This window comes from Photobacterium salinisoli, assembly GCF_003614885.1.
Classification (GTDB): Bacteria; Pseudomonadota; Gammaproteobacteria; order Enterobacterales; family Vibrionaceae; genus Photobacterium; species Photobacterium salinisoli.
In genome coordinates this window covers 1,002,266-1,016,560 of the sequence record NZ_QZMS01000007.1, presented here as the reverse complement: position 1 = coordinate 1,016,560, position 14,295 = coordinate 1,002,266, and the positions used below count along the sequence as shown (strand labels likewise).

Sequence of the window (14,295 nt, the reverse complement as noted above, 5' to 3'; positions counted from 1 at the left end):
CCTTCATTCGTTATGCTTAATTGCTGACTATTATGACAAAAAAAACGCGTCGGAACTAATTCCCCCAGCAAATACGAGGTGTAATTGTTGCCAAATGGGGGTATCCTTCGGGCTTAGTTTTACTGGCAAGGCAGTGTTGTTCGATCATCAGCCTCAGTCAGTCGGAGGAGAAAATGACAACATTAAGCGAATCAGCATTGAAAGTCCGCCAGGCGTTAGAAGATCGCGGACTGGAAACCCCGATGACAACCGAATTGGTTGGCAATGCCGAGAAGAAAGAACGTATTGAATTCCACATGCGTGAAATTCTGGGATTATTATCTCTGGATCTCACCGATGATAGCTTGATGGATACTCCAAAACGTATCGCTAAGATGTATGTAGATGAAATTTTCTCTGGTCTCGATTACGCCAATTTTCCGAAAATCACTGTCATTGATAACAAAATGAACTGTGACGAAATGGTGCGGGTAAAAGACATCACTCTTACCAGCACTTGTGAACATCACCTTGTGACTATTGATGGTAAAGCTACGGTAGCTTATATTCCGCGCGGTAAAATCATCGGTCTGTCCAAGATCAACCGTATTGTACGCTTCTTTGCTCAGCGTCCGCAGGTGCAGGAACGTATGACGCAACAAATTTTAGTGGCGCTACAAACCTTGTTGGAAAGTGATGATGTCGCGGTGAGAATTGATGCGACGCACTACTGCGTGAAAGCTCGCGGTGTGATGGATCAAACCAGTGAGACGACAACGACCGCACTCGGCGGCATTTTTAAACGGATACCTGCGACCCGGGCAGAGTTTCTTCACGGACTGCGTTAACCGCTTTTCGTTACCCAGTCGTAAAAAAGCCAATACAGCTAACTGTCTGTATTGGCTTTTTTTATGGCGCTATTCCATATATGCAAGACAAAATTACGTAATTAATATTAAAAATAGTGAATATAGCGTCAATCATTACTGCACAGATACTTTAATGTTTATCTAACCTTAATATTAGCGATTATTAAATATTGAACACTTTACGGCTGGTGGCTTGGATAAACTTAGGCTAAGAAAAGCCGGATAAAAGTGAGTTAACCACGACTGACTTTTAGTGCGCATAATGAAGAACGTAAAGTGGGGTGTCAGGCTATGCTCAACGTCAAAAGCGGCAAAGTGACACGACAGGCAATGGATGTTGCGGTCTTTGGTTTAGTGAAAGGAATAGCCGCACTGGTTGCGGCAGTCTTGATGTCCGCACAGTCGCTGGCGGCAGAAGAGGGCGTGATCAGGCTGGTTCCAGCTCAGAGTTCGATTGTGTCTGCTACGCTGACTGCCCCACAACTCGGCAGGCATGGGCTGGAATCTGTTTCCATTCTGAGTTCTCGCCAGCTTTGTCCGAGCCAGACTGACCAGTTGTGTTTTCCAACGGCGTTGCAAAACCTCTACGCCAGTCATGATTTTATGCCCCTTTGGCGTGATCCCGCGCTGTTAGATGAACTACTGCTGCAGATAACAGCACTGGCTGAAACCCGCAGGGTGCCGGGGTTACTGCAGCGAGTTCAGGAGCTGCAACAACTATCGCAGCGTAATGACCAACGCGGTCTGGATCTTTTGGCGACAGATACCCTTTTGGTCTATCAGTCCACTGTCAACCAGATGCTCAATGATCCGAGTTCGCTCTATCGGCCTGCCAGTTTTACTCTGGATGCACAACATCTTGCTTCAGCTCCTGTGCTCACTGTGCCGCTGACCATAACTTCCCTGCAACGACTGCGTCCGACAGATAAGCACTTTGACGCACTGGTTGCTGAAATGCATATGCTTGAACAGACCCAGCCGCATGGTGTGTATCTGTCAGGGCGTCCGGCCATTAAATTTGGCGCTGAGATACCTAACGGTGACAAGCTTGCGCGTATGCTCAATACCTATGGTGATTTGTCGGATCAGGATTATGCCAATGTCATGAAGACGGATCAGGCAACAGGTGAGTCTGTCGCAAAACGATTCACCAATACCGGTGTACTTCATCAGGCCATCCGCCAGTTCCAGCAGCGACATGGCCTGACAGATGATGGCGTCATTGGTCCAGAAACCGCGCAGAATATGGCGCGTTCTTACGAACAGGTTGCTCAGCTTCTGGCACTGAATCTTCAGCGCAACCGTGTCCTGCAGAGGCATGGGCAGGGTGAGGTGCTTCAGGTGAATATTCCGGAATTCATGCTGCGAATTATGGATGATGAAAATGTGGTATTTGAATCCAAAGTGATTGTGGGCAGAAGCAGCCGGCCCACGTATTTATTCTCTTCAGCCATCAATCATATGGTGGTGAATCCAACCTGGAATGTCCCTGAAACTATCAAGGAAGAAGATGTCATACCCAGTATGAAGCGATCGCCAGACTATCTGGCGCGTCATAACATGCGGATGGTGTCAGGATGGGGTGACGCACAGGCGATCGACCCTGCACAGATTGACTGGAGTACGGTATCGGCCCGTAATTTTCCTTACGAATTTCAGCAAAGACCGGGCCCTGATAATGCACTGGGGCAGGTAAAATTCATGATGCCGAATGACTTTTCGATTTATTTGCACGATACGCCAGCTAAACGTCTGTTTAACAAAAGTAAAAGGAATTTCAGCTCGGGCTGCGTCAGGGTTGAGAAGGCACACGATTTAGCCTACTTCCTGCTGGAAAGGCAGCGGGCAGGACAAAGTGCAACCTATGATAATTTATTGAGAAAACGTAACCCGGCGACAATCAATCTGCGCAAAACATTGGCAGTGGATTTTATTTACCGTACCGCCTGGCTTGATGAACAAGGTAAATTGCAGGTTCGTGATGATATTTATGGCTACGATGATGATTCCACCGTACCGCAGGAACACGACTATATCGCCATGATGAACTATCGCTGACAACGACTGCACTAACCGGCTCACCAGACAAAAATTTCAGCCGCGTTATCTGGTGATTGTGTTTTAGCGGCAATATCAGTACAGCGCGGGGAAGACATGAAATTTTTTATGTTTTCCCCGTTCACGAAAAAAATAAAATCATAATCAATAGCTTATTGTCATTCTTGTGTCGACGACTTCCATCGCTTACCTCCCGCCTAAGATGAATTTTCTGTGTCAATGCTCTGCCTGCTATTGAGCCTGAGCAGTCAGTTTGCGTAGAGTATATACAGTTTTGGTCTATACCACTTGGTGGCGCAATGCAATCGACACAGTACAGCTCATTTTGGTTTAAAGAAGCACTGGAAAGCGAATCTGATATTCAACCCAGGAAACTAGAGGCAAACACAACAACAGATGTCTGCATTGTGGGTGGCGGGTTTACAGGGTTGTGGACGGCAATCCAGCTGAAAATGAAACAGCCGGCTCTGGATATCCTGGTGATTGAAAAAGATCTCTGCGGGAGCGGGGCATCGGGTCGCAATGGCGGCTGTATGCTGACCTGGTCAACCAAGTATCTGACTTTAAAAAAACAGTACGGTGAAGCAGAAGCCATTCGATTGGTGAAAGCGTCTGAAGCAGCGGTGTATGAAATAGAGGCTTTCTGTAAAACGCATGGCATTGATGCACAGATTCGGTTGGATGGTACCTTGTATACAGCGTCAAACAGGGCTCAGTTAGGTGGCATAGAGCCAGTATTGGCGGCGCTTGATGAGCAGACGATCAATACCTGGCAGCCCTGGACAAAGGAAAAAGTGCAATCTGAATCAGGATCCAATGTTCATCTTGAGGGCCATTTTTCATTGGCGGCAGGGACAGTTCAGCCCGGACTGCTTGTCAGAGGCCTCAAGCGTGTTGCAGAGCAAATGGGAGTGACTATTTTCGAACACACACCCATGACTGAGATTCAGCGGCAACACACTCCGGTGCGAATCACGACGCCCTGCGCGAATATACAGGCCAATAAAGTAGTGCTGGCATTAAATGCCTGGACACCAGCTTTACTTCCCGAATTTAAAAACAGTGTGGTGTTGGTCTCGTCTGACATGTTGATCACTGAACCTGCCCCAGATCTTCTGAAAAACCTGGGTTTTCGTGACGGCAAGTCGGTGATTGATGGCCGGACCTTTGTTCATTATTACCGCACAACGCCCGATGGCCGATTGATGCTCGGCAAAGGTGGCAACTATTTTTCTTTTGGTAACAGAATGAGCGCCGTTTTTGATCAGCCAAGCCGTTATCAAACCATCCTTGATGCCGCTTTTCGGCGATTTTTTCCTGCGATGCACTCAGTTCCAGTGGCGGCGACCTGGACTGGTGCGTCTGATCGCTCCGCCACAGGGATGCCTTTTTTTGGCCGTTTAACGGACACCCCTTCTGTTGTGTATGGCTTGGGGTATTCCGGTAATGGGGTAGTGCAGAGCTGGATCGGTGGACAAATCCTCTCTTCTCTGGTGCTCGAAGAAGACAATGACTGGACACGCTCTGGATTAGCGTCAGGACCTAAAGGCTCTTTTCCACCTGAGCCGATTCGCTGGCTGGGGGCCATTCTGGTCAGAAACGCGATACGACGAAAAGAAAGCGCGGAAGATGAGAACCGAACACCGAACTGGCTGGATAAACAACTCTCAAAATTGGCTAACTTCGCCGGTAAAGCTGATAAGGTCTAAAGAACGACATCATTTCAGAATGAAGCACTAAGCAGGTGAATAAGCCTGCTTTTTTTATTCACCCTGTTGCAAAAATGTGTCCACGGCATGGGTATTAACGTGGCTGGTTTTTGACCATTCGGTCAGCTCTAAATGTAATAATCATTAATATCCTCATAATTTGAATTTAAACTCTATTAATTTTGATTTAAATGGTATTTAAATCTGAACTTATTTTATTTATTGGTTTTATAATCTTGCACGTCAGTAAAAAGTAAATTTCCATTTTTGGTTGGATATTTTGTTGTCATATAAATCAATAACTTGCATTGTTAATATTTTGTTCTGGTTTTGTTAAAATTTGCAGTGATTTAGTTTGTAATTTATAAATTAAGCCGCATTTATGGATACATAACTACCTCAACGAAGAGAATAATTATGAGCAACAAAGGAAATGGGACCCTGATGGGACACCCTAAAGGCTTGTTCCTGCTGTTTGGTACTGAGCTTTGGGAACGTTTTTCGTACTATGCAATGCGCGCTATTCTGGTGTTGTATCTTACCGATAAAACAGTGAACGGTGGTCTTGGTTGGTCAACGGAAGACGCGCTCAGTCTCTATGGTATCTATACCGGTCTGGTGTATATCACACCCTTGATCGGCGGTTGGGTAGCCGACAATTTCTTAGGTCAACGCCGCTCTATTATCATAGGTGGTGTTCTGATGGCATTAGGTCAGTTCACTCTTGCACTGCCACATTCTCTTGTTGATCCCAATGCCACCACCGCCTTTTATCTCGGCCTGGCATTGTTGATTATTGGTAACGGTCTGTTTAAGCCAAACATTTCAACTATGGTGGGTGATCTGTATTCTGAAGGCGATCACCGCCGTGACGGTGCCTTCACCATTTTCTATATGGGTATTAACCTGGGGGCTTTGCTGGCAGGTATTGTCGCGGGTTCTGCATCCACAGCTTATGGCTGGAAAGCCGGTTTTCTGGCTGCAGGCATAGGTATGGTATGCAGCCTTGTCATTCAAATGTTGTTTGCGGAAAAACTACTGGGAAATATTGGTAAAGTCCCTGCTGCCAAGCGCGCTGCAGCCATGTCTGACAACGGTAAGAAACAACCTCTGACGAAGAAGGAAATCGATCGCCTTAAAGTGGTGATGATCATGGGGCTGTTCGTGGTTGTCTTCTGGGCTGGTTTCGAGCAGGCTGGCGGGCTTATGAGTATTTATACTCAGGAATATGCCGATCGTATGATTGGCAGCTTTGAAGTACCTACAGCCTGGTTTCAGTCTCTGAACCCTTTCTTTATCATCACAATGGCACCACTACTGGCTGCACTGTGGGTGAAAATGGGGCCTAAGGAGCCAAGCTCGCCAATCAAGTTTGCCATTGCACTTTTCTTGCTGGCGATGGGTTTTGTATGCATGGTGGGGGCTGTGATGCAGCAGGGTGGCGATATGACTGCCAAGACCTCTATGTTGTGGATTGTCGCGGCTTACTTCTTCCATACAATGGGTGAGCTGTGCCTGTCGCCAATTGGCCTGTCTATGATCACTAAGCTTGCACCGTTGCGTCTGGCGTCGCTGATGATGGGTGTATGGTTTGGCTTCAATGCGGTTGCTAACTATGTTGCCGGTATGGTTGGCGCCCATGTAGGCGAAGCCGGCCCACTGGCCATCTTTGGTGGTATTGCAATTACCGCCGCCGTATCGGGTTTGATTCTGGTGGTATTCTCAAATCAGCTGATCCGCTGGATGCATGGTGCCGAAGGTAAAGCGGTGACAGACACTACCGACGTGCCAGCCAACGCAAAGCCTGCACAGGCATAATGTAAAAGCGCTATCAGGTCTAAGTATGACGGGAGCCAGCAGGCTCCCGTTTTTTATATCTGAATTTCCCCTCTGATTATGCGATTCACGTCACAAGCGGTGTATGCGATTACACGCACGTTGTCATTATGCGCAAGTGGACATATCGCACCGAAAACTCATAACCTATGTGAATATTGTTTGATATTTGTTCAGTTTTTATTTTTGAGGGGCGCGCATGAGGAAGTCGCTTTTATCGGTTGCGGTGGCAGCAACCATTTTATCGGGGTGCGGTGGGTCGGACTCAGATAAGAATGATGACGATGGGAAGAATCTCGACGGCAAGGTCACTGTTCAGGTGATCGACGGTTATTTGTCGAATGCGCAACTGTGTGTCGACCGAAATCGCAATGCGCACTGTAATACAGGCGAACTGCTCACTGAAAAAACCAATAGTAACGGTCAAATCACCATTTCTGAAAGCGACAGCCAGTACCCGTTAATTGCCAGAGTTATTGCCGGTGAATCTTTAGACAGCGATCACCCGGGTTTTGTCTGGCAGGATGCTGAACTCTATGCGCCAGCCGGCCAGACAATCCTGACCCCTTTTTCGACCCTGGCTTATTTAAACGATCTAAGCCTTGCTGATTATGCGGCCAGTCTGAATCTGGATGCCAGTCTGCTCAGCCAGGATTATGTGGCATTAAAATCGTCAAATCCCGATGCCAAGAAAGTCCATTTGTATGCGCGGACGATGCACGCGATGCTCGGTGAAACCTTGTCTGATAACGTTCTGGAAGGGCAGAAAATTTGGATTCAGAACCTGAAAAACAAAATTCAGGAACTGGAAAACAATCAGGTTGATTTTGATGCCGTCACGTTATCGCTTGATAAGGATAACGGGCAGTTTACTCGGTCTGAGCGTGTGAAAGGTATCCAGCCCTTCCTGGAAGGAAACGGGGGCGTGAAATTCCTGGAGTGGCTTAATGCTTCAATCGATATCCCGCACCAGTTTACATTTACGGATGGAAAAATTACCAGCAGCGATATTGGATATATTCATGTTGGTACGGATTATCAGGTTTCAGGTACATCCGTGACAATGGCTTCTCAGCCAGAAACGAAGATCGACTTTGTGTATGTTTCCCCGGATATCGCCTTGGGTTATGTCTATAGTGATCCTTCGAAGAAGTTTCTGACGTTCTGGCAATCCAAGGAGGATTATCTGAACGGGAGCACTGATCTGGCCCAAGAGGATTTCACGGGGCAAATCTGGTACCTCCTGAGAGATGCTGCCGGACCAGAAGCAAAAGAAGAAGAGCCCCCAGTTCCTGAACTCAATGAACTCGTCTTTTTTTCTGCCACACACGTGTCGATCAATCCGATGGGGTCGGATGCCTATGAAGCGGAATGGAGTTTTACATCTGATCCAAACGAAAGTTTCCAGACCCTTACAATTCAGTTCAGCAATAACAACTCAATGATTCTGGATACTGATGTATCAAAGGCTGGGGTGACGTTGCTGAAGCAGAAGATTGTTGATGACAATCCTCAGAATATCCTTATGACACAAAACAAAGCTTTAGCGAAAGCGTTACACAAGCATTGGCAATAAACCTTTCATCTTGAACGGCATGACGATGATGTGGGAACTGGGGTAAGGTATGGAAAACCGAGTCCGAGTTCCCACTTCATTGAAAGGATTTCTTCATGTATTCACCTCAGCTTTACATCCGTCCTGCAACGCCTGCCGATACACCTGCGCTCACACGTTTGTTGGCCCAGCTGGGTTATGACACCGAGCAGGGGCGTATTGAGACAATGATTTATCTTGCTGATTCCGATTCTGAACTGATCACAGTCGCTGAAATTAACGATCAGTTAGTGGCGGTAATATCGCTGATTTTTTTTGACTATTTTCCTGCGGCTGCGCGCTATGCCCGTATCACCGCTATGGTGGTTGATGAACTGCACAGAAGTAAAGGGATAGGCTCAGAGCTGCTTGAATATGCCAGAATCAAAGCGGCGGAACGTGACTGTGCCTGTATTGAAGTCACCAGTTCAGTGTCACGAAAGGGCACCCATGATTTTTACGTCAATGCCGGTTTTCATCATGACTCGTATAAATTTGTCCTGCCGATCGGCTCACACTGATGTTTAAATTGTGTGCTGTGACTGATGACACAGTGACCGAAACATAACAAGGGAGTGTTTGAATGGTTATCAAACCTGTGCACAGAGCAAGCTGCCACTGTGGCAGTGTGGTATTGGAACTGTCTTTACCGCAAGGGTTGGTTGATCCCAGGCGTTGCGACTGCTCTATGTGTCGCCGACGAGGGGCGATTGTGGCTTCCGTCCCGCTCAATGATATTACTATTATAAAAGGTGAAGACAAACTCAGTCTTTATCAGTTTAATACCCATACAGCGAAACATTATTTTTGCTCGGTCTGCGGTATCTACACTCACCATCAGCGCCGATCTAATCCGGAACAATATGGCTTTAATATTGCCTGTCTTGAAGGCGTAAATCCTTTCGAATTGGATAATGTGCCGGTTAATGACGGTGTGAATCATCCCGCCGATCGCTAAAACCTTCTTTTAATCACCTCACTTATTCAGAGTGAGGTGATTCTTTTTTGTTCAAATAATACACTTTCTCTAATCTTTTCTTTCGCGGCTATACACATCTTATCACCGTTGTTTTTTTAATCATGTTGCGTCGCTGCTTATTGCAGGCCTTAAATATTCTTTGTTGGTCAAAGACTCAATTAAAATGGCAGCGTAATTCACTGGTATTCATTCATTTTTCGCTTATTGATAGTGATAGAAGCATTTTTTCGACTCATGTCAAATAAACCAATCAAAATAGTTACACGATGCTTTAGAATATAAATGCATACAGATCCGACCTGTATTGCTGTTTTTTATTATAACGATATAAAAATGAAGGTGATTATTGCTCGAACGAAAGGAGCTGTTGTTCAAAATGAGCTTTAATTAATGATAGATCTGTTGGTTATCTATGCTGTTTGTTTGACTAAATAATTGATATTTAGATGATTTGTTTGTTATGGAGAGTTTACTGTTTATGTTTAAGCTGTGATCTTAAGTCAAACATGTCGTTTTGTCATATTGATGGGCAATATCGTTGCATATAGTTTGTTACAGATTGTTTACATGCGTAGAGGTCAATCATGAAACGTGCATGGTTATTCATCATTTTGTGGTTTTGTCCACTGATAGCTCTCGCTCAGGTACAGCCGGACGATGAGAGATTACTTCGTGCATTGGAAGAGCAAGGCATTATTTGCAAAGGGCTCTCATACGAGGAAAAGCAGGAGGCTTTGCGAATTTACTTGCAGCGTAAAGCGACAATGAAAGATAAAAAGCAAAAAGAAAATGACACAACCAAGCAACCAGACACGATGAATGACACTAAAAAAACGTGTATTTCACCAGAATAATACCTAATTAAATATGTTGTTAACCGCAGAGCACAATGTGCTCTGCCGGGTTTTTGACAGCTTCACGATGGAAATAATAAATAAGGACAGTAAATGAAACATATGAAGAAAACATTGCTGGCTTCAGCAATGTTCACTTTATTTAGCGGCAGTGGCTATGCACATACACCCGCTGATATGGGCGTCGTTAATGAAGATAAACTCATTGAAATGCTGGTCAGAAACGGCGTTGTTGAAGCCGATGCTTCTGATGAGCAGAAACGTCATGCACTGGATAAATATCTGGATAATAAAATACGTTCAGGTTTTAAAGGGGATGCGCAGTTCGGTAAACAGGCCTTAGAAAAAAGAGCCAAAGTACTCAAAGCAATTCAGAAAAATAAAGGCAACCAGCGAGCCAATATTTTTGCACTGGATGTTGGTCAGAAGCGAACAGATAAAGTGCTGGCACTGTTAATTGATTTCCCTGATTTACCATGGAATGACAACCGCCTGACGAAAGACCACACAGAGATGCTGTATGACAGTTATGAACCTGGTCATTATCAGGATCTGCTGTTTTCAGGGGCCGGATATACCGGGCCAAACGGTGAAAACCTGATATCAATGCGCCAGTTTTACGAGGCTGAGTCCGGGGATTCCTACTCGGTGATGGGACAGGCAGCCGGTTGGTATCGCGCATCGAAAAATGCAGCATTCTATGGTGGTAATTCACCTACAACGGATAACGATCTGAATGCACAGGAACTGGTGCGTGAAGCGCTGAACCAACTGGCTCAGGATCCTTCGATTAATCTGGCCGACTACGACGTAGAAGATCGCTACGATTACGATGGTGATGGTAATTATCGTGAACCCGATGGCGTGATCGATCACCTGATGATATTCCACTCATCCGTTGGCGAAGAAGCAGGCGGTGGTGTTCTGGGCGCAGACGCCATCTGGTCGCACCGTTTCAACCTTGGCCAGTATCATGTGCTCGCTGGCACCAAGAGTACAGTGCCGGGACGCTTTAACGGCCAGTATGCTGCCTTTGATTATACGGTTCAGCCTATTGATGCCGCAGCAGGTGTGTGTGCCCACGAATACGGGCACGATCTTGGACTCCCGGATGAGTACGACACTCAATATACCGGGCAGGGCGAACCCGTCTCTTATTGGTCTATCATGTCCTCAGGCAGTTGGGCCGGTAAGATCGGCGGCACGCAGCCGACTGCGTTCAGTTCCTGGGCCAAGCAATTCTTGCAGCAGTCTATTGGCGGACAATGGATTAATGATCAGCAGGTTGCTATTAGTGAACTGGAAAATGCCCCACGTGAATTCACCCTGTTCCAGACGACAGACACCAAAAAACCAAACATGGTGAAAGTGTCACTGCCGAGTAAACGCATTGAGACATTGAAACCATTCGAAGGTCAGTACGCGTTCCATTCGGGCAAAGGTGATGATCTGCGAAACAGCATGACTCGTACACTGTCTGTTCCTGCGGGTGAAAGAGCAATACTGAAATTTAAAGTCTGGTATCAGATAGAAAAAGACTACGATTTTGCCCGCGTTCTGGTTAATGGTAAGCAAATCAGCGGCAATATCACCACAATGGATGATCCGTATAACACAGGTCTGATACCTGCCATTAGCGGTGATTCAAATGGCTGGATTGATGCTGAGTTTGACTTGACTGCCTATGCCGGCCAGGACATCACGCTGAGCTTTGATTATGTGACAGACGGCGGTCTGGCGATGGATGGCCTGTATCTGGACAATATGGTGCTGGATGTCGATGGTACTGTTACCGCGATTGACAATGGCGAGTCTGGTTCAAGCTTTGCTTTTGCTGGCTACAAGTTGTCAGACGGTTATCACGATGCGGCGCATTACTACCTGCTGCAATGGCGAAGCCATACTGGTGTCGATGAAGGCCTGGCGAATATCAAGCGTATGGGCCAGATCATGACTTTTGAGCCTGGCTTGATTGTTTGGTATGTCGATGAGTCGATGACGGACAACTGGGTGGGTAAACACCCGGGTGAGGGTTGGTTAGGCGTTGTTGATGCGGATCAGAATGCGCTGGTATGGGCTGACTCTGGCCAGGCCGCACAGACTCGGTTCCAGGTACGCGATGCGGCATTCTCATTGCAGGATCAGGCGCCATTGCGTCTGGTAAACAGCAGCGGAGATGTGCTGGAAGACAGCAGCCTGATTGGTAACGCCTACTTCTCTGACGCGGAAGATTACAGCTCTCCGATGGCACCGGATTCTGGTCGTAAGCTGACTGAATTTGGTCTGATGATTGATGTTGTTGAGCAAGGTCCGAACAACGAGTTTGGCGTGGTGCGCTTATCTAAAGCCGCATCGCAGAATGAATTGCCAACCGCGAGTTTTGAACTGAATGTTGATGGTCTGACAGTGTCGGCAAACAACCTGAGTGTTGATCCTGATGGTCAGATTACGGCCTATCAATGGGATTTCGGCAATGGCCAAACCAGCAGCGAAGCAGCGCCAGCCTGGCAATATCAGCAAGCCGGCAGTTATGTTGTGAGCTTGACAGTCACCGATGACAAAGGCGCTACAGACACCTTCAGTTACACTGTCACTGTTGAGGTGCCGAATGCTTTGCCAGAAGCCAGCGCGGAATATATTCACCTGGGCCGCTGGGTCACTATGTGGTCAACCAGCACTGACAGCGATGGCCGTATTGTCGATACCGAATGGACATTGCCAAATGGTAAGGTGAAACGAGGTCGTGTGTTTACGTCGATTTTCCCGAGCTATGGTCAGCATGAAGTCACGATCAAGATTATTGATAATGACGGTGGTATCACGACTAAAGCCATAACCGTTAACCTGTAACGAGAGTCCCATTTAGCTCCTGCAGCTTTGAGCGCAGCCATTCATGGTTGCGCTCTTTTTTGATCCTGATTTAGTGTGTTATCCGGATCGGAGATTTTCCGGTATTCATTATGATGATTTGATACCAGGTCAGAACAGAAGCAACAGACATCGCCAGACAGGTTGCTATGGCCGCGCCCGCCATACCGAATTCAGGGATGAACCACAGGTTCGCAAGCGTGTCTGTCAGCAGGGTGAACACGCCGATAACCATCACTTGTCGGCCTTTACCATTATATTGCAGCCAGGTTGAGGCGAAAGCACTCATGGCCCAGACGCTGTATGCGACTGTCAGCACATTGAGCGAGAATTCCGCCTGTGCGAAATCATCGCCAAAGAAGGCTAATAACCATGGCCCCCCAGTCATCACAGCGGTGGTCAGAATGACAGTCACGATAACAATGAGCCGTTGTGCCTGCCGGAACAGAACTTTGGCGGTTTCAGGACAGTCATCAAGCGCCGGCCCAATAAGTGGCAGAAATAAGCCCGCAATAGTCACTTGAGCCACAGGTAATAAATGGGCTGTGGTGGCCGCTGCTGCAAAGTGTCCGACTTCTTTTTCATCGGCCAGAATTTCCAGCATGAAAAGATCAATTTGATTTAAAGCCATAGTCACCATCATGGCGAGCATCATAGGAACGGACAAGCTTAACAGCCTGCGTTTTTCAAGGGCATGTACGCCATACTGGTCAGCATTGATCAAGTCTAATTGACAAATTTTATGCCATTGCCAGGCTACGATAGCGGCAGCGGCTAAGCCTCCGGCCGCAATGACATGCCAATACTCCACCTCGCTGATCGCCGACATTAACAGTAACAGTAGACAGGTTTTTATCGCAGGCAGTGCAATCCGCCAGGGCAGGTTTGAAGCTGCCAGCAATTTTGCAGATTGCAGCACACGACTAAATAAAGCGCCAATGGCAATCAGAGGGATGACAAATGTGATGATCATCAGCGGGTGATGGCCCAGCACGTCAGTTTTCCCCAGATGAAGTACTCCGCCTAAGTAAGTTACCAGTATGACCAAGGCAGAAAGCAGCATAGCGATACCGCCATAAAAAAGCAGAAAAGAGACAATATAGTGGCGCTCTTTGTTCTCAATGGCACCGGACAGCACCCGTGGGGCAACCCGATCACCGCCTAATAAGATGATCACACTGGTTAAAGTAGCGAAAGCATAAGCGACCTTGTAATCACCATATTCATGGCTGGAAAGCGCCTGGCTGAGTGTCAGGTTAAACAGATAGTCTGCAATGAAACCAAGACCCAGGCTAAAAAGTAAAATGATGCTGCCTGACTTTAAATAGTCTGAGTGTGAATTAACCGGCGATGAACGCATTGATCAGGTATCCGTGAAAAATAAAAACTCAATGAATTATGCCTTTGTTTGACTATACAAAGAACCCGACCAGTTCATTTTCACCTATGTGTCACGCTTAATGACCGCTTCGATGAAAAAATGAAAAAAGAGGGTGATGTTTATTTTTGGGCATATTTGGTGAGTTATCAGTAGTGGATGCCCTGTTAT

Annotated in this window: 10 protein-coding genes; 9 read left to right on the top strand and 1 reads right to left on the bottom strand. The window is 46.7% G+C overall.

Annotation, left to right across the window (positions count from 1 at the left end; genetic code table 11):
• Positions 1 to 173 precede the first annotated feature (173 nt).
• The 9 genes from folE to D6M16_RS05205 all read left to right on the top strand — a co-directional run bounded on the left by folE (position 174) and on the right by D6M16_RS05205 (position 12,728).
• On the top strand, positions 174 to 827 hold the full coding sequence (gene folE, locus D6M16_RS05245) for a GTP cyclohydrolase I FolE (protein WP_120510884.1): 654 nt from the start codon (positions 174 to 176) through the stop codon (positions 825 to 827).
• 312 nt (positions 828 to 1,139) lie between these two features.
• Positions 1,140 to 2,906 carry a L,D-transpeptidase family protein gene (locus tag D6M16_RS05240; RefSeq protein ID WP_120510883.1) on the top strand — a complete coding sequence of 589 codons (1,767 nt, stop codon included), beginning with the start codon at positions 1,140 to 1,142 and terminating at the stop codon, positions 2,904 to 2,906.
• A gap of 299 nt (positions 2,907 to 3,205) precedes the next feature.
• Complete coding sequence (locus D6M16_RS05235) at positions 3,206 to 4,615, top strand: FAD-dependent oxidoreductase (protein ID WP_120510882.1); 1,410 nt, start codon at positions 3,206 to 3,208, stop codon at positions 4,613 to 4,615.
• Positions 4,616 to 5,032: 417 nt separating this feature from the next.
• Positions 5,033 to 6,433, top strand: a complete 1,401-nt coding sequence (locus tag D6M16_RS05230; protein WP_120510881.1) for a peptide MFS transporter — start codon at positions 5,033 to 5,035, stop codon at positions 6,431 to 6,433.
• A 217-nt stretch (positions 6,434 to 6,650) separates the two neighbouring features.
• Entirely contained in the window at positions 6,651 to 8,027 is a 1,377-nt protein-coding gene (locus tag D6M16_RS05225) for a hypothetical protein (protein WP_120510880.1), read from the top strand.
• Positions 8,028 to 8,122: 95 nt separating this feature from the next.
• Positions 8,123 to 8,566, top strand: coding sequence for a GNAT family N-acetyltransferase (locus D6M16_RS05220; protein WP_120510879.1), 444 nt, complete (start codon positions 8,123 to 8,125; stop codon positions 8,564 to 8,566).
• A gap of 62 nt (positions 8,567 to 8,628) precedes the next feature.
• Entirely contained in the window at positions 8,629 to 9,003 is a 375-nt protein-coding gene (locus D6M16_RS05215; RefSeq protein ID WP_120510878.1) for a GFA family protein, read from the top strand.
• Positions 9,004 to 9,608: 605 nt separating this feature from the next.
• The gene (locus D6M16_RS05210; protein WP_120510877.1) at positions 9,609 to 9,878 is read left to right on the top strand and encodes a hypothetical protein; all 270 of its coding nucleotides are present in this window, start codon (positions 9,609 to 9,611) and stop codon (positions 9,876 to 9,878) included.
• A 93-nt stretch (positions 9,879 to 9,971) separates the two neighbouring features.
• Positions 9,972 to 12,728, top strand: coding sequence for an immune inhibitor A domain-containing protein (locus D6M16_RS05205; protein WP_120510876.1), 2,757 nt, complete (start codon positions 9,972 to 9,974; stop codon positions 12,726 to 12,728).
• Between the two features lie 70 nt (positions 12,729 to 12,798).
• On the opposite strand, the gene D6M16_RS05200 is transcribed toward D6M16_RS05205, so the two are convergent.
• Positions 12,799 to 14,106, bottom strand: a complete 1,308-nt coding sequence (locus tag D6M16_RS05200; RefSeq protein WP_120510875.1) for an oligosaccharide flippase family protein — start codon at positions 14,104 to 14,106, stop codon at positions 12,799 to 12,801.
• Positions 14,107 to 14,295: the final 189 nt, after the last annotated feature.